The sequence below is a fragment of the Demequina aurantiaca genome, from assembly GCF_050598105.1.
Taxonomy (GTDB): Bacteria; Actinomycetota; Actinomycetes; order Actinomycetales; family Demequinaceae; genus Demequina; species Demequina aurantiaca_A.
The window spans coordinates 2847374-2863427 of sequence record NZ_CP192436.1 but is presented as its reverse complement, the minus strand read 5'-3'; the positions used below and the strand labels follow the sequence as shown (position 1 = coordinate 2863427).

Annotated in this window: 15 protein-coding genes and 1 pseudogene; 8 read left to right on the top strand and 8 right to left on the bottom strand. The window is 65.4% G+C overall.

All coding sequences use genetic code 11. From position 1 onward, the window contains the following. Positions 1-237: 237 nt before the first annotated feature. The 8 genes from rpmH to ACQU6B_RS13155 all read left to right on the top strand — a co-directional run bounded on the left by rpmH (position 238) and on the right by ACQU6B_RS13155 (position 6392). Positions 238-375, top strand: coding sequence for a 50S ribosomal protein L34 (gene rpmH / locus ACQU6B_RS13190; protein WP_430868000.1), 138 nt, complete (start codon positions 238-240; stop codon positions 373-375). A gap of 24 nt (positions 376-399) precedes the next feature. Next, positions 400-723, top strand: a complete 324-nt coding sequence (rnpA, locus tag ACQU6B_RS13185) for a ribonuclease P protein component (RefSeq protein WP_430867999.1) — start codon at positions 400-402, stop codon at positions 721-723. Next, entirely contained in the window at positions 720-1079 is a 360-nt protein-coding gene (gene yidD / locus ACQU6B_RS13180; protein ID WP_430867998.1) for a membrane protein insertion efficiency factor YidD, read from the top strand. The genes rnpA and yidD overlap by 4 nt, the downstream gene beginning before the upstream one ends. An 18-nt stretch (positions 1080-1097) precedes the next feature. Continuing rightward, positions 1098-2045, top strand: a complete 948-nt coding sequence (gene yidC / locus ACQU6B_RS13175) for a membrane protein insertase YidC (RefSeq protein ID WP_430867997.1) — start codon at positions 1098-1100, stop codon at positions 2043-2045. 102 nt (positions 2046-2147) lie between these two features. Next, positions 2148-2639, top strand: a complete 492-nt coding sequence (locus tag ACQU6B_RS13170) for a protein jag (RefSeq protein ID WP_430867996.1) — start codon at positions 2148-2150, stop codon at positions 2637-2639. Positions 2640-2689: 50 nt separating this feature from the next. Beyond that, complete coding sequence (gene rsmG / locus ACQU6B_RS13165; protein WP_430867995.1) at positions 2690-3433, top strand: 16S rRNA (guanine(527)-N(7))-methyltransferase RsmG; 744 nt, start codon at positions 2690-2692, stop codon at positions 3431-3433. Between the two features lie 704 nt (positions 3434-4137). Then, a complete protein-coding gene (locus ACQU6B_RS13160; RefSeq protein WP_430867994.1) occupies positions 4138-5376 on the top strand; it encodes a ParA family protein in 1239 nt (412 codons plus the stop codon). Then, entirely contained in the window at positions 5373-6392 is a 1020-nt protein-coding gene (locus ACQU6B_RS13155; protein WP_430867993.1) for a ParB/RepB/Spo0J family partition protein, read from the top strand. The genes ACQU6B_RS13160 and ACQU6B_RS13155 overlap by 4 nt, the downstream gene beginning before the upstream one ends. A gap of 100 nt (positions 6393-6492) precedes the next feature. On the opposite strand, the gene ACQU6B_RS13150 is transcribed toward ACQU6B_RS13155, so the two are convergent. From ACQU6B_RS13150 to ACQU6B_RS13115, 8 genes and pseudogenes are all read right to left on the bottom strand, one after another. Further along, positions 6493-7428 (bottom strand): D-alanine--D-alanine ligase family protein, encoded by a 936-nt coding sequence (locus ACQU6B_RS13150; RefSeq protein ID WP_430867992.1) that lies wholly within the window; start codon positions 7426-7428, stop codon positions 6493-6495. 30 nt (positions 7429-7458) lie between these two features. Continuing rightward, positions 7459-8760: a PLP-dependent aminotransferase family protein gene (locus ACQU6B_RS13145; protein ID WP_430867991.1), complete on the bottom strand. Its 1302-nt coding sequence runs from the start codon at positions 8758-8760 to the stop codon at positions 7459-7461. Between the two features lie 96 nt (positions 8761-8856). Then, positions 8857-9138, bottom strand: coding sequence for a thioredoxin (trxA, locus tag ACQU6B_RS13140; protein ID WP_430869252.1), 282 nt, complete (start codon positions 9136-9138; stop codon positions 8857-8859). A gap of 69 nt (positions 9139-9207) precedes the next feature. Further along, positions 9208-10176 (bottom strand): annotated as a pseudogene (gene trxB, locus ACQU6B_RS13135) (thioredoxin-disulfide reductase); the annotation flags it as partial. Between the two features lie 93 nt (positions 10177-10269). Continuing rightward, entirely contained in the window at positions 10270-11709 is a 1440-nt protein-coding gene (locus ACQU6B_RS13130; RefSeq protein ID WP_430867990.1) for a hypothetical protein, read from the bottom strand. Positions 11710-11742: 33 nt separating this feature from the next. Further along, complete coding sequence (gene murJ / locus ACQU6B_RS13125; RefSeq protein ID WP_430867989.1) at positions 11743-13482, bottom strand: murein biosynthesis integral membrane protein MurJ; 1740 nt, start codon at positions 13480-13482, stop codon at positions 11743-11745. After that, complete coding sequence (locus ACQU6B_RS13120; protein ID WP_430867988.1) at positions 13475-15505, bottom strand: DUF6049 family protein; 2031 nt, start codon at positions 15503-15505, stop codon at positions 13475-13477. Before ACQU6B_RS13120 ends, murJ begins: the two co-directional genes overlap by 8 nt. Then, positions 15505-16050 (bottom strand): NUDIX hydrolase, encoded by a 546-nt coding sequence (locus ACQU6B_RS13115; RefSeq protein WP_430867987.1) that lies wholly within the window; start codon positions 16048-16050, stop codon positions 15505-15507. The genes ACQU6B_RS13120 and ACQU6B_RS13115 overlap by 1 nt, the downstream gene beginning before the upstream one ends. Between the last annotated feature and the right edge of the window lie 4 nt (positions 16051-16054).

Genomic DNA, 16054 nt, shown 5'->3' with positions numbered 1-16054 from the left:
GATCCGCTGCGTCCCTTCTCATTGTCCACAGCTCTGTCCACAGAGGTGAATTGGCCGTCATCTATTCGTTACTCGGCGTTTCGGCGTGTCGGTGCCGAATTTGCATCCGAGATGGTGGAGCCTATCCTGTTCAAGCGGCGTATCCAACGTGAGTCGTCTGATTTGACCCCAGGTCCTGTTCGGCGTAACGTTAGTGCGCTGATTTGACCCACCCCTCAAACGTCTCGGAGTACACCCGTGAGCAAGCGGACTTTCCAGCCGAACATTCGCAAGCGCGCTAAGACGCATGGCTTCCGCCTGCGTATGCGCACCCGCGCCGGCCGATCAATTCTATCCACCCGTCGTCGCAAGGGCCGCGGGAAGATCTCGGCCTAAAGTTTGCTTCCAGCCAGCTCTCGCATGCGTGCAGCAACGGACTTTCAGTTCGCTATGCGGCGCGGGTGCAAGAGTGGTCGGAAGACGGCAGTTGTTTATATGGCACGAACCGGCGATGCGACGAGCATGGCCGGTTTTGCCGTATCCAAAGCAGTGGGAGGCGCCGTGATTCGTAACAGAGTCAAACGTCGCATGCGTGCGATCGTTGCGGAGAGTCTCCCCAACCTCCCTCCCGGCACATCCGTTGTGGTGAGGGCACTACCCGCTGCCGCCGATGCAACCTTTGCGCAATTGCGCGCCGACCTCACCGGCGCCCTAGCGGCAGCCGACGCCAAGGTCTCGGCGTGAACAGGCTCGGCTCCAAGACGGCCAAGGCCGCGAAGTCGGCGCCCAGTTCGGTCCTGATCTTTGCGATCCGGGGCTACCAGCAGGTGATTTCTCCCCTCACTGGTCCCCGTTGCAAGTACTACCCCTCCTGCTCCCACTACGGGCTCGAGGCAATCCAGCGTCACGGAGCGCTGACCGGCAGCGCCCTAGCTGCCTGGCGCGTGCTGCGCTGTAACCCGTGGAGCAATGGGGGCGTCGACGACGTTCCCGCTCCGGGACAGAAACGCTTTCGAGTTTCCCGAAACAACGCAGCGATGGCTGGAACCACTCCCGATGTCGCCTCCGCCACTAGCCTTCCGTCTCTGACTAGTAATTAAGGACTATCCGTGAATTTCATGATCATATTCAGGCCCATCGAAATTGTGGTGGCAGACATCATGGTGGTGTGGCACACCGTGCTGACCTGGCTGGGACTTGCTCCCGAGTCCGGCGCCGCGTGGGCACTGTCCATCGTCGGCCTCGTGGTGACCATCCGGATTATCTTGGTGCCGCTGTTCGTGAAGCAGATCAAGGCCTCGCGTGCAATGCAGATGATCGCGCCTGAGCTGAAGGCCGTCCAGGCCAAGTACAAGGGCAAGAAGGACCAGGCATCTCGCGAGGCTATGAGCCGCGAGACGATGGAGCTCTACTCCAAGCACAAGACCAACCCCTTCGCATCGTGTCTGCCCATGCTCGTGCAGGCACCAATCTTCTTCGCGCTGTTCCGCGTACTCAACTATGAGATCGGTCCCGACTCTGCGGGTATTGGCTGGCTGACTCCTACGCTCGCCGCGCAGGCAGACTCCGCCACGATCTTCGGTGCGCCGCTCTCCGCCACGTTCCTCGAAGAGGGATCATCCATGACCGTGAAGATCGTGGCTGCGGCCCTGATCGTCGCGATGGTGGCGACCACCTTCCTTACGCAGCGTCAGCTCACGCGTAAGAACATGCCGGCATCTGCTCTTGAGGGCCCAATGGCTCAGCAGCAGAAGGTGCTCATGTACATCCTTCCGTTCATCTTCGTTATCTCGGGACCCAACTTCCCCATCGGTGTTCTTATCTACTGGACCACCACCAACCTGTGGACCATGGGACAGCAGTTCTACGTCATTCGTCGCAACCCGACCCCCGGCTCCGACGCGGAGAAGACCTACAAGGCTCGCCTTGCTGCGAAGGCCGCTAAGAAGGGCGTGCCGCTGATCGACAGCAGCAACCCCGACCACCTCGTGATCGAGGCTGATGAGGCCGGCGAGACCGGTGGCCAGCGCGAGCAGCCCAAGAAGAAGCCTCGCAAGAAGCGCTAGGCGCTACCTTCCGGGCTCGTCGTGGGCCCACCTCAAGCCAGTTTTTCCATGCCACACCGCGGGACATGAGTACGTCCCCCGGCCCTCTGAGAAAGAACCCCGATGACTGAATCAAAGAACACCTCTTCCCTCGACGCTGAGGGCGACGCCGCCGCAGACTTTCTCGAGGAGCTGCTCGACATTCTCGATATGGATGGAGACATCGACATCTCGGTGGAGGCAGGTCGCGCCAAGGTGGCGATAGTCTCCGACGGTCCCGCACAGGATCTGCGCCGCCTAGTAGGACCGGACGGCGAGGTGCTCGATGCGCTTCAGGACCTCGCGCGTTTGGCCGTGCAGTCCGAGACCGGCGAGATGAGCCGGCTGATGCTCGACGTCGCGGAGTTCCGCGCGGGGCGCCGTGAGCGTCTCGCGGAGACGGCTCGCGAGGCAGTAGCTAAGGTGCAGGAATCGGGCAAGCCTCTTGCCCTTGCTTCGATGAACGCCTTCGAGCGCAAGGTCGTGCACGACGTTGTACTCGAGGCCGGACTACAGTCCGAGTCCGAGGGCGAGGACCCCGACCGCCACGTCGTAATTCTCCCGGCCGGCGAGTAGGCCAATCGGAGCGAGATGTTTCACGTGAAACAACTTGAGAGGTGGATCCGTTGACCGTTGAATCGAACGCCAGCGGGGCGGAGACGGGTTCCGGCGACGGGCGTGCGTTTTCCTCCACCCCCAGCTCGGGCTCGGACGCGGCTGACGTGGATCCGGCACTGCGGACGCTGTCGGCGGACCCACTGAACGAGTCCCCCGCCCTGGCGGAGTTTTTCGGTGAGTCTTATGGTCGCGTTCGCAGCTTCGCGGAACTCCTCGCGGACCAGGGCATCCTGCGCGGACTCATTGGACCGCGTGAGCTCACTCGCGTGTGGGAGCGCCACATCCTGAACTCGGCGGCTCTCGCACCCTTCTTGCCAGAAGGGGTTTTGGCCGACGTGGGTTCGGGGGCGGGACTTCCCGGTCTGGTGCTGGCGGCCATGCAGCCCGAACGGCCGGTGGTCCTGATCGAGCCCATGGAGCGGCGGACGGCGTGGTTGTTCGAGGCGGCGGAGGCTACCGGCATCGACAACGTGACGGTGGTCCGCGGAAGAGCGGAAGAGGTCGCGGACGTGGTCGAGGCAGACGTCATCACCGCGCGTGCCGTGGCGTCGATCGACAAGCTCGTGAAGTGGTGCGCCCCGCTACTAGCCCCCACGGGCAAGATGGTCTTTCTCAAGGGGCGGACTGCTCCCGAGGAACTAGAGCGAGCGAAGTATGTGCTGCGCAAGCACGGCCTGCAGGGAGCCGTACATTCGGCTCCGACTATTCCGGGGGTAGACGTCACCACCGTAGTTACCCTGACGCGTCTCTGACTCAGAGTTCGCCGCCGGTCCGCGTCTTGCCACGGTGTTCCCCCGGGGGTATTCGCTGGAGTCCTAACACGGTTATCCCCATGGTTATGCACACCTGATCTATGCGGCAATGGGCCCTATCTGAGGGTGTTGTCCACAGGAAGGTTCGAACGGGGATCGAGTGACGCCGTAGCTGTGTTCACAGCCCCTGGCCGCCAACGTTTCACGTGAAACATGGCGTCGTCACCGCCGTTCTTGTTTCACGTGAAACACGCCATGGACTCCGCTCCCAACGTTTCACGTGAAACATGTGGCGGCTTTGGACGGCTGGCTTAGACAGCGCGCCTCTTCGACCGTCTGCCGCCTCGACCGTCTGCCCACGGCCCCTTGGGGTACGGCGCGGAGACAAAGTGCGGGATCGAGGGGCTACCGCAAGGACCCTGGCGAGACGTTGGCGGTCCTTTCGAGGCAGGGGGAGAGCGGGGGGTTACCGGCGTTGTGACTGATATGGCCGGTCCGCATCGTGGCTCGTGCCGGTCTTGGTCGCTTTACGGTCCCCGCGAGTATCCGTTCAGCGCTGTTCCCGTTAGGATCGACTGGTCGCGGTACGGATACGCGCGACACCAGAATGTTCAAGGAATCCATGGTTAGTTGCGGCTCGATGGTTCGCGCCGCGCGTAGTTCGTGCCTTCACCTGGGGCGGGATGCGCGGACAGGAGAAGTGCGTGACCGAGTTGACGCCCCAGTTCGAGGGCGACGCGCAAGCGTCGACCACCCGCGAAGTAGACGACGCCGTGTCGAGCCCTAGCATCCCGCAGCGCAACGGCGCTCGTCGGGGCGTGCCGCAGTATGCGCCGGTAGAGGGCGAGCAGGCCGCGCAGGCTGCGACCGCTCCCGCACTGGGCGGGTCGCCGGCTGGGACCCAGGCTTCGGCAGAAACAAGTCCCGCCCAGGAGCGCCGAGCGTCGGCTTTGCGCGAGGCAGGGGAGAGCTCGAAGCCGGGCGCCGAGGCGGATCCGCTCAATGTTTCACGTGAAACTGCCGATGATGCCTTTGCCGGATTGGCCGACGATGACGACAGCCCGTTAGCGAGGGAAATGATCGAGACCGAACGCCTGCGCCGCGCGCTCGAGGCGACGGACTTCCCCCGCCCTCCGCGCACACGAGTCATAGCGGTCACGAACCAGAAGGGCGGCGTCGGCAAGACCACTACCTCGGTGAACGTGGCCGCCGCCCTCGCATCCCGAGGCGCGAATGTACTGGTGATCGACGCCGACCCCCAGGGCAATGCGTCTACGGCGCTTGGGGTGCCTCACCACGCCGGTACCCCGTCGATTTATGACGTTCTGCTCGACGATGTCCCGATCGCCAAGGTCGCCCAGCGTTGCCCGGATATCGACACCCTGTGGTGCGTGCCGGCCACTATCGACCTGGCGGGCGCGGACATTGAGCTCGTCTCGGTGGTGCGACGCGAGTTCAGGCTTCACATGGCCATTCAGGAGCTCCTCAATGGCGCAGGCAAGAACCTCGACTACATCTTCATTGACTGTCCTCCCAGCCTCGGGCTGCTGACGCTGAACTCCATGGTGGTCGCCAACGAGGTGTTGATCCCGATTCAGTGCGAGTATTACGCGCTCGAGGGCCTGACGCAGCTGATCAAGACCGTGGAGATGGTCAAGAAGCACCTCAATCCCGAGATTCACGTCAGCACGATCGTGCTGACGATGTACGACGCGCGCACCAACCTCGCTCGTGAGGTCGCGTCGGAAGTCCGGACGCACTTCCCAGCACAGACGCTGGCCCAGACAATTCCGCGTAGCGTGAGGGTTTCCGAGGCGCCTAGCTTCGCTCAAACAGTCATGACGTACGACCCGCACTCGACGGGAGCGGTCGCGTATCTAGCGGTCGCCAAAGACATAGCGGAGCGCGGACAGGCCGCGCCCACCCCAGGAGGACAGCAGTGAGCAAACCCAAGCGAGGACTGGGGCGCGGCCTCGGCGCGCTCATTCCCACCGAGGAAGCCTCCGCCCAGAGTGGGCCGCGTCCAAGCGACGTGTTCTTCGGCGACTCCGGAGATGCTTCTGCCGCCGCACCTGCAGGAGCCCGTGCTGCCGGCGGATCCGCGTCGTCGCGCTCCAGCGAGCAGGGCGACCTACTCCCCGTGCCCGGGGCACGTTTTGCGCACATCGACCCGTATTCGGTGGTCCCCAACCCCCGCCAGCCTCGCACGGTCTTTGACGAGGAGGCCCTGCAGGAGCTCGTCGGGTCTATTCGTGAAATTGGCGTGTTGCAGCCCATCGTGGTGCGCACCAACCCCGAGGGCGACGGCTTCGAGCTCATCATGGGTGAGCGTCGGTTGCGCGCGTCGAAGGAGGCCGGACTCAAGGAGATCCCGGCGATCGTCCGCGAGACCGACGACACGGACCTGCTCCGTGACGCGCTCGTCGAGAACCTTCACCGTAGCCAGCTCAATCCGCTCGAGGAGGCGGCCGCGTACCAGCAGCTCCTTGACGACTTTGGCATCACCCACGAGCAACTTGCCGAGCGAATCTCCCGATCTCGCCCCCAGATCTCGAATACTCTGCGCCTATTGAAGCTGCCGCCACCCGTGCAGCGCAGGCTCGCGGCCGGAGTCTTGAGTGCGGGTCATGCCCGTGCGCTGCTCGGCCTAGAAAGCCCGGAGGCCATGGATCAATTGGCCACCCGCATCGTCGCGGAGGGCCTCTCGGTGCGAGCCACTGAGGAGGCCGTGACGCTCGGGGTGCAGCTGCCACCCGAGAAGAAGGGCTCTGTCCGCTCAGGCGGCCACACGGCGGCCCTGGACGAACTCTCTGCCCGACTCGGGGATCACCTCGACACCCGCGTCAAAGTTCAGCTGGGCCGTGCCCGCGGGAAGGTCACCATCGACTTCGCGACCGTCGAGGACCTGAACCGAATCGTGGCACTCATCGATCCCGCCGACCCCGGAGTCTTCAAGTAGACGGACAGCAGTCGCGTTTTCTCTTCCGGGGTCAAGACCGCTGCGCCGTTTCCGGGCAAAAGGGAGAGAAAACGCGCTGTCAGGCTTCTCCTGAAACGATTTAGAGGCCGCGACGCAGGGTTTCTGACGCGATTTTTACGCAGACTTCGCCCAGATCGGCTCCTGACGCACTTACTGCCTGCGGAAATAGCGAGGTTTCGGTCATTCCGGGGGCAATATTGACGTCGATAACGTTGGGGACTCCATCCGAGAGGATGAGGTCCACCCGGGAGTAATCGCGCAGACCCAGTTCCCGATGCGCACCGACGGCGGCCTGAGCCACCTTGGCCCGGTCCTCGTCGCTAAGTCGGGCCGGAGTGAAGTACTCGACGCGGCCGGCGTTGTAGCGAGCGTCGTAGTCGTAGGGCCCATTGCTGACAATCTCCACGGCCGGTAGCGACCGTGCTTCTTCGCCAGTACCGATGATCGATACCGCGACCTCCGTCCCGACCACGGCCTGCTCGATGAGAGCGACGTCGCAGTAGGCAAAGCAATGGACCATCGCACGCGAGAGCTCGGCTCGTTCTGTCACCAGCGATACCCCAAGCGCGGATCCACCCCGCGCTGGCTTGACGACAACCGGGAACACAAACCGCTCCGCGACCGCGTCCAGCACCTTCTCGGCGCCAACATCGCGGAAAAGTGTCTGGGGGAGGGTGACCGAAGCCGGGGTTGCGATGCCGGCACGGCTCAGCACCTCCTTGGTGATGGGCTTGCTCCAGCCGATGCGGGCGGCGCTCGACCGTGTGCCCACAAACGGAATCCCGATCAGTTCCAGCAACGATTGAAGGGATCCGTCCTCGCCCGCGGCGCCATGAAGCAGCGGCCACACCACCGCGTCGTCAAGCTCACGCAAAGTTTGAACCAGGTCTCCGTCAACGTCACGCAATGACGCCTTGACGCCACGCATACGCAGCGCCTCCTGAACGCGCCGTCCCGAGCGAATCGAGACGTCACGCTCGTGTGACATGCCACCAGCAAGGATTAGGACGTCCATGTGTGCCTCCAAGAGAAGTGTGTGCAGTGGTCAGGCGATGTTGGGGGACGGGAAGTCGACTTGGCCGCTGGGGCTGCCGCCGTTCGTGCCGAAAATCTTCACGGTCTCGAGCTCGTCGTCAATCACGCCCGCTAGCCGGCGCACGCCCTCGTGAATGGCCTCAGGGGTGGGGTAGCAGTACGACAGGCGCATGTAGTCGGAACCCTGACCGTCGTAGAAGAACGCGGTGCCAGGAACGTAAGCGACCCGACCGGTCACGGCGCGGGGCAGCATCGCCTTGGCGTCGAGGCCCGCGGGAAGCTTGACCCAGACGTAAAATCCGCCGTCGGGGACGTTCCAGGACGCGTACGGCATGTACTCCTCGAGCGCGCGGATCATCGCGTCGCGGCGCTCCCGGTACTGCTCCCGGAACTTCTTGATCTGACCCTGCCAGTCGGAGTGGGTCATGTACTCGGCGATAGCCAGTTGCGAAGCGTTCGAGGGGCACAGGACGGCCGCCTCTGACGCGAGAACCAGCTTTTCCCGCACGGCGTGGGGCGCGACCGCCCAGCCAACGCGAAACCCGGGTGCGAACGTCTTAGAGAAAGACCCCAGGTAGATGACGCCATCCTCGGACATCGACCGCATCGCGGGTAACGGTTCCCTGTCGAATCCGAGCAGCCCGTAGGGGTTGTCCTCGAGGACCAGGACGCCGTATCGCTTGCAGATCTCGAGCACCTGGGGGCGGCGCTCCAGGGACATCGTGACGCCGCCGGGGTTGTGATAATTCGGGACCGTGTAGAGGAACTTGACGCGCCTGCCCGAGGCCTTGAGCTCCGCCAAGGTGGTCTCGAGCGCCTCCGGGATGAGCCCGTCGGCGTCCATCGGGGTATGAACCACGTCCGCCTCGTGAGCGCGAAAGACGCCCAAAGCGCCCACGTATGACGGCGCCTCGGCGACGACCACGTCGCCGGGGTTGATGAAAATCTTGGTGACGAGGTCCAGCGCCTGCTGCGAACCGGTGGTGACCACCACATCGTCAGGGTGGGCGTTGATTCCCTCAAGCGCCATGACGTCGACGATGTGCTCGCGCAGCTCCTCGTGGCCCTGGCCGGAACCGTACTGGAGCGCGACCTCCCCGCGTTCCACGATGAGGCGGCGCATCATGTCGCCTATTTCCTCAAGCGGAAGACCGCCGATGAAGGGCATGCCCCCTGCGAGGGACACTACTTCCGGACGGCTCGCCACGGAGAATAGCGCGCGAATCTCCGACGCGCGCATGTTGTGCGCTCGCTCGGCGTACGAATCAAACCAGGGGTCGAGTCGGTTGCCACGGGAGTGGGACGGATTCATGCGGGCAATTCTCCCACGTTGTCCGGCGCCCACCCCGCACTTAGGCCCGAAGGCGCGCCCACAGGGGCCATGGAGAGCCCCTGCGGCACTATTTTGCTAGCCAATTACCTCGTCGATCAGGTTGGTGAGGGTCGGCTTGGGCTTCGCGCCGGTCACAGACTTCACCAGTTCGCCGTTCTTGAAGAAGTTAAGCGTCGGAATGGACGTCACGCCGTAAGCCATCGCCAACTCGGGGTTAGCGTCGGTGTCGACCTTGACGATCTTGACCTTGCCCGCGTATTCAGCGGCGAGCTCGTCCAGAATCGGGGCGACCGCGCGGCACGGGCCGCACCAGGTGGCCCAGAAGTCGACCAGGACGGGAATGTCGGAGTTGAGCACCTCCGCCTGGAAGGTGTCCTCCGAGGCGGGGATCGGGGTGGTGGGGGCGGCGGTCGCCGGGGCGACCTGCTCGGCCACGACGGCGGCGCCGGAGGCGACGGCCGCGTCCTCGAGAGCGTCAAGGTAGTGCTGGGCGTCAAGTGCGGACGCGCAGCCGGAGCCGGCTGCGGTAATCGCCTGACGGTAGCGGTTGTCGACCAGGTCCCCAGCGGCGAACACGCCCGCCACGTTCGTGGCCGTGGTGCGTCCCTCGACCAGGACGTAGCCCTCGGCGTCGGTGTCGACGACGCCGGTCAGCAGCTCGGAACGGGGGATGTGACCGATGGCGACGAACAGCCCGGTGGCGGGGATGGTGCGCTCTACCCCGGTCTCCACGTTCTTGACCGTCACCCCGGAAACCTTGTCAGCGCCCTCGACGCCGACCACTTCGGAGTGCCACTCGAACTCGATCTTGGGATCGTTTGCCGCGCGGTCCGCCATGATCTTAGATGCGCGGAGCTCGCCGCGGCGGTGAACCAGTGTGACCTTAGAGGCGAAGCGGGTGAGGAAGGTGGCCTCCTCAACCGCGGAGTCGCCTCCGCCGACCACGACGACCTCCTGGTCGCGGAAGAAGAAGCCGTCGCACGTCGCGCACCAGGACACGCCTTTGCCGCTCAGGCGCTTCTCGTCGTCCAGGCCGAGCTCGCGGTAGGCGGAGCCGGTGGAAAGGATGATGGACTTGGCGGAGTAGGTCTTGCCCATCCCCGTGGTCACGGTCTTGATGTCGCCCTCAAGGGACATCTCCGTGACGTCGTCGAACTCCACCACCGCGCCAAAGCGCTCTGCCTGTGCCTGCAGAGTCTCCATCAGCTCGGGGCCCTGAATGCCCTCGACAAAGCCGGGAAAGTTCTCGACTTCGGTGGTGTTCATTAGTGCGCCACCTGCGGTGACTGACCCCGCGACGACGAGGGGCTCTAGCCCGGCTCGTGCGGCGTAGATGGCGGCGGTGTAGCCGGCCGGGCCGGATCCAACGATGATGACGTTTCGGGTGTCGCTCACGGTGACTTCCTTGTTTGGGGTAGTGCGGAAATTGTCTGCTCGTACTTCGTAACAGCGGGGCTAGCGGATGTGTTCCCGAGCGGCAACGGAGCGCTATTCGGCGTCGTCGGCCGCCGCGGACGGGGAGATGGACGGCGAGGGCGATGGGGACGGCGAGTGCGTGAAGCTGGGGTACGTGTTCGACGGCAGGTCGTTGTCATTCTCCGGGGCGCTCAGGGGAGACGTCAATTGCGAGAGCGCGACGATCAGCGCCACCACCACAGCGATGGCCATCAACGGGATGAGCACGGGTGCGGCCTTGATGGGGCCCGAACGGTTCGCCCGAGAGTGGGCGCGGTCGAGGCGCTCCGTAATCGCCTCGGAGCCTGGCCACCGACGGTGCATCCGCTCGAGGATTGCCTCCCAGGTGGACGTGGTGTTGTTGACGTCCTGGACGGCGACCATCTCGTCGAACTCGTAGAGGTCGTGAAGCTCGTTGGCGCCAAGCGGAGCCTCTACCTCGGGCGGATCGACGACCGCCCCGGCGGTAAGCGGCGCCACCAGGGGATCGGTAGCGGCGGAGTCTGGCGCAGGGACCTGGTCGGGAGGCACTGCTCCCAGCCCGGTGGCGGCGTCGACCACCGCGAGGGTGGGCCTGAGTTCAGCGTCCGCTAGCGCCTCGGCCTGAGTCTCCTGGGCGGCGTGATCAGCGCGCGCAGCCACATCCGCGCCCAGCGGGATCGCGTCGGTAGCGGAGCGGCTCTCCCGAGCCTTGCGGGCCTGAAGCTCGCGGACCGAGGCGGGCAGCAACGGCATCGAGCGCACCATCGAGGGGAAGTCTCGCAGCGTCCGGGTGTCGACGGGCGCGAGGGTGTGCAGCACTGCGTCCAGGGTGAGGGGACCGCTGCCGTTGATGACGTGAATGCACATCTTGCGGGCACGCACGCCGAGGTCGGCTGGCAGGTCGCGCTCGGTGGCGGCATCGGCGTCCAGACCGGTGATCGCCGCGAGGTAGATCCGACCCAACGCCATGGCGTCGGAGGACTCACTCGCGCCTCGCCCGACGCCCGCCTGCATCGCGAGCTCGCCGTCGATGCCGAGCCCTGACAGGACAACGCGCCCGGCGGAGGTGACCCCCAGCGACGAGGTCCGGAGGTAACCGTGGTGCACGCCCTCGGCGTTGGCGTTCTCGAGCGCGCGCGCGGCGTCGCCGACGATGGTCGCGGCGACCCGAGCGGGGACTCGTCGCTCCTTGAGTACCTCGGACAGGAGCGTTCCCTCCGGGCGCTCGGTCACGACGTAGGTGTAGGCCTCATCGGCAATTCGCTCACGACCAGATGCCAGTACCCGCAGCAGTCGGGGGTCTCGCACGCGGGCGGCGGTGGCGGCGGCCTGACGTGCGGACGAGGGGGCGAGAGCGGTGATGACGTCGACCCGCACGTCGCGTTGAAGCCGGCTGTCGTGAGCCACAAACCGCTCGACCCCAGGGACGTCCGCGGGCTCCGACTCGAGGAGCGTGAAACGGCGCGCCAGCCTCGCTCCGATGTGCACCACTGAATGTCCCCTTTAGCCCTGTTCGTATAGCCGCTATCGTACGCGGCGAGCGATCCGGCGCGTGACGGGAGAAACCAGATCTCCGAGCTCCGGAGTCCGCAGCATCCACAAGATTAACCCGTAGACGGCGATCATGACGGAGCCGCTGGCGACCACGTTGATCATGCCCGCGGTGAAGCCCTCCAGATTCATGCTGCTGACGGGGTCGGGGAGGACGAGTCCCACTCCCCAGCCCGCGAATCCGGCCACGATTGCGGCTACGGTTGCTTTCGCGTACGTGCGCAGCACGCGTCGGCCGTCGAGTCCGTTCAAGCGCTTGCGTAGCCCCCGTGACCTGAGCAACACGCCGATCATGTTGGACACGCTGAGCCCCACTGCGATTCCGGCGACCCACCAATAGGGACTCAGGAACTCGCGCGCCGCGAGGGAGACGCCAATCAGCGCGAGAGTCATGGGGATATGGATGAAGAAGATTGACCGCGCGTCCTCGAAAATGAAGTAAACGCGCTTCATCAACACCATGGCGCCGAGCGGCACTAAGCCTATGGAAAAGCCAATGAGTACCCAGGCGACTGAGGTGACCTCCGCGGGCTGTGTAGTGGGATTGACGATGCGGACCAGTGAGGGCGCGAGCACGATCATCACGGTCGCGGAGAGCACCGTGAAGACGCCAATGGTCCTCAACCCGCGCGAGACCTCGGCGCGCATGCCGTCTACGTCGTGTGCTGCCCACAGCCGAGACATCGAGGTGGTCAGGGCCGTGACGATCGACACGGTGATGAGCGAGTGTGGAACCAGGTAGATCAGTAGGCCCTGGAAGTACGCGGCATTTCCGGCGATCTCGTCGGGATTACCGCCTGCGGCCGCCGCGGCTAAGGGGGCCGCCCCCGCTATGCGTGTCGCCCACAGCACGCCGAATTGTTCAATGACTACAGCGGCCAATGCCCAGGAGATCACCGTGCGTACGCCGGCGAGCTCTCCCTTGGGTCCCCGCCAGACCCACCGGAACCGGTAGCCCCCGCGAACCATGGGCCAGATAAGGATGAGTGCCTGGGCGGCGATGCCTAGCGTCGCGACGCCAGCCACTAGCCCAATTCGACCGGTGGTCCAGGCCTCCGTGAGCGCGTCACCTGTCAGGGCCTCCCCGGTGATCGAGTCCATTTCATCGGATATTGGGCCAAAGATAACCAGGTAGACAGAGAGTCCAGCTATTCCGATGATGTTGTTGAGCACCGGGGCCCACATGTACGGCCCAAACTGTTCCTTGGCGTTGAGGACCTGGCCGAACAACGTGTAGATCGCGTAGAAGAACAGTTGCGGGATGCACCAGAAGGCGAAGGCGATAGCGAGAGCCATGAGCTCCGGCGGCCAGTTCTCGGGAGTGTAGATGAGCACGAGTACCGGCGCCGCAACAGTTAACACCACCGTCAGGCCCAGTGAGATTACCGTACCGATCGTCAGGATGCGGTCTACGGTGCGCTTGCCGCCCGGTCGCTGAAACGCCTTAACTATTTGAGGAACGAGCGCGGCGTTGATCACTCCTGCAGCAAGTACCGCGTAGAGGGCGTTGGGGAGCTTATTCGCCACGTCGTACGAGTTGGCTACGCCGGCGGTGACTCCGATCGCGGCGACGAGCATGCCGTTGCGGACAAAGCCGAGCACGCGCGACACCAGCGTGCCGGAGGCCATGATCGCCGTGTTCCTCCCGAGGGAGCGCGCGCGGCCCGCCGGCTGGGGGTCGGGTGTCGGTGCGGCGCCGGTCGCGTCAGTCATGAACCTCGCCGTCCACTATCTTGGCGCCCTCGGCTGCGGGCCCGGGTCCGGTCCGGGTGTCCTTACGGCCGCGGCGGACGGTGCGAATGATCCCGCCGATCATGACCAGGACGAGTAGCCCGGTGAAGACCGCGGTCGCCGCGCTACCCCAGTCGGCGCGCACGCGCATCGTGAAATTCTGCGCCTCGGAGATATCCGCGCCATCCGAGTTCACCAGGCGAACAGCCAGTGCCACGTTCGCGCTTGACACCGCTTCTACGGGGATCATCGCGGTGGCCTCCCCGCCGGCCGGAACGGTGATGGTCGGCCAATCCCTCACCTGCAGGTTGGGGGAGGTCGACCTCATCACCACGGTCACGGTGGAATCGACGCTGAGGGCATTGCGCACGGTGATGGGCACCTCGCCGCTCGCGGCAATGAGGTTCACGTCCGAGTTACGCACGATCGCCACGGCCTCGAGCATGGCGTCGACCTCCTCGGTTGCCATGTCGTATGCCGAGGACTGGAGCTCGGAGTCGCCGCGAAGGGAGGAGGAAACCGCGCCAAGAATGGTCATCCCACCGGGCGAGAGAATCGACGCGGGATACTCCGCCGTCGGGGCGAGCAGATCGAGTCCGTGGAGCCTGTCCGCCAACGCGTCGACGCGCTCGACGGGGACGTCCTGCCCGACGCCCTGCGCCTTGGGAAGGTCGCTGACGCCTCGCCGCGGGTCGGCGATGGTCTGAGCGAGCGTGTTCGGCGTCACCCACGGTGCAGACATGAGCGCGGCGAGGTTGGCAGAGGGGGCCTCGCCCTCCACCACCCAGTTAGGCCCGGGGGCGACGACTACGGACTGCGTGCCGTCGCCGGCGAGGGCCAGCAGCGCGGACTCGGCGACGATGCGCGACGGTCCCGCGGGATCGCTAGGACGGAAGGAGGCGATCAAGGAACTGAGCTGGGCATCCGGTACAACCAGCGGCGCCTGCTGCTCGTCGGATAGATCCACTGTTGCCACCGCTGGGGTCCACCCGTCCACCTCGGGGATGTCCGGAGCGGAGGTGGCGCGCTCGGCTGCAAAGAGGGTCGCAACGGCACCGGCGCTAGCCGACCAACCGATGACGGACTGATCCGCTACCGCGCTGATCGCGAGCCACGGCTGGTCGGCGACCGCCGTCCAGGTACGGGCCCGTGATTCGTCGAGCGCGAAGCCGATGAGCGCGGAGTCTCCCGCATGGGCGAGCGAGGGGAGGTCGGGGTTGGAGGCGGGCAGCAGGTACGTCTCGTGGCCCTCCATCCGGTCCAGCGCGGCCGCCGGGGTGAGTGAGCTCGGGTCAACGACGAGCGTGACGCCATCGATGTCGGCACCCGCGAGCAGGCTGGAGGCGCGCGAGGGCTGGCCGGTAATGGTTGCTATGGCGGTGACGGGCAGCGGCGCGATGTCCTTGTCCAGCCAGGTGAGCGCCATTGAGTCCACGAACACCGTGGAGGATCCGACCGCGAACGACGCGGTGACCCCGTACACGCCTGCCGCGCCGGCCGGCAGCGCTAGGTCCTCGGCCGATGCGGTGATTTGCGCCTGGGCGGACGAGCGTCCCGACAGGGTGCCGGTTCCCAGGGGCTCGTCGTCCTCGTCGACCTCCGGCGCTCCGACCGCGGTGGTGGTGACCTTGCGCATCGTTACCGAGCTGGGGTCGCTGTAGAAGGCGTCGAGCGCCTCCCGGGAGGCGAGCGGCTGCCTCGTGATCGAGAGCGTCGCCGATACCTCGGGGACGGGGAAAGAGGAGTCGTTCTCGAGGTTGAGGGTCGCGGCGAGTGACTGGCCGTCCGTCACCACGAAGGGTCCGTAGCCGACGAGCGTGGCCGAGACATCGTCCACGCTGCCGGTGGGCGTCGAGGGCGTCGGCGTGGCCGACGGCTCCGGCGCGGGGGTGGTCGAGGCCGCGGCGGCCGAGGCTCCCCCAAGCGCGAGGAGGGCGGCGGCAACGACACTGGCGATCCGTGGCCATAAAGGAGCGCGACGATACGCGCGTTGATAGTCCGTCATCACACCACTACGTCGAGCAGTGCGGCGGCGGCTTCTGCCATCTTGCGCTCGTTCGGAAAGGCGAGCTCGCTTGCGAGGGAGTGCACGGGAATCCACTTGGCGACCTCTGCCTCGTGATCCGGGTCGTTCTCCACGGTGATGATCCCGCCGCGGGCCTCAAGCAGGAAGTGATGGACGACCTTATGCACGCGGCGGTCGTCCCCGGTAAACCAGTAGTCGATGGTCCCTAGCGGCTGAATGATCTCAGCGTCGATGCCGGTCTCTTCAGCGATCTCCCGCACGGCGGCAATCTCCGGCGTCTCGCCCGCCTCGATGTGGCCCTTGGGCAGGCACCACTCCAGGCGTCCCGCACGGTTGCGGCGGCCGATGCAGGCCGCCTCGGCGACCCCGTCCTGGATTCGCACAGCAATGCCACCAGAAGACGTCTCGTTGCTGACGGGAAGGTGGGAGGCGCGGCCCGCCGAGTTGTCGCGCCGTTGGCGCAGCGACGCGCCCCCGGGCGGCACGGGTGTCCCGCTAGGGCGCGGGACGGGGCGCATGGACATGGCC

Bases quoted from the DNA above. Each gene is read 5' to 3' on its own strand.
- ACQU6B_RS13145 (WP_430867991.1), bottom strand. From the start codon at position 8,760: ATGAATCCGTCCCACTCCCGTGGCAACCGACTCGACCCCTGGTTTGAT.
- murJ (WP_430867989.1), bottom strand. From the start codon at position 13,482: ATGACTGACGCGACCGGCGCCGCACCGACACCCGACCCCCAGCCGGCG.
- yidC (WP_430867997.1), top strand. From the start codon at position 1,098: ATGATCATATTCAGGCCCATCGAAATTGTGGTGGCAGACATCATGGTG.
- ACQU6B_RS13170 (WP_430867996.1), top strand. From the start codon at position 2,148: ATGACTGAATCAAAGAACACCTCTTCCCTCGACGCTGAGGGCGACGCC.
- ACQU6B_RS13120 (WP_430867988.1), bottom strand. From the start codon at position 15,505: ATGACGGACTATCAACGCGCGTATCGTCGCGCTCCTTTATGGCCACGG.
- ACQU6B_RS13150 (WP_430867992.1), bottom strand. From the start codon at position 7,428: ATGGACGTCCTAATCCTTGCTGGTGGCATGTCACACGAGCGTGACGTC.
- ACQU6B_RS13115 (WP_430867987.1), bottom strand. From the start codon at position 16,050: ATGTCCATGCGCCCCGTCCCGCGCCCTAGCGGGACACCCGTGCCGCCC.
- rnpA (WP_430867999.1), top strand. From the start codon at position 400: ATGCGTGCAGCAACGGACTTTCAGTTCGCTATGCGGCGCGGGTGCAAG.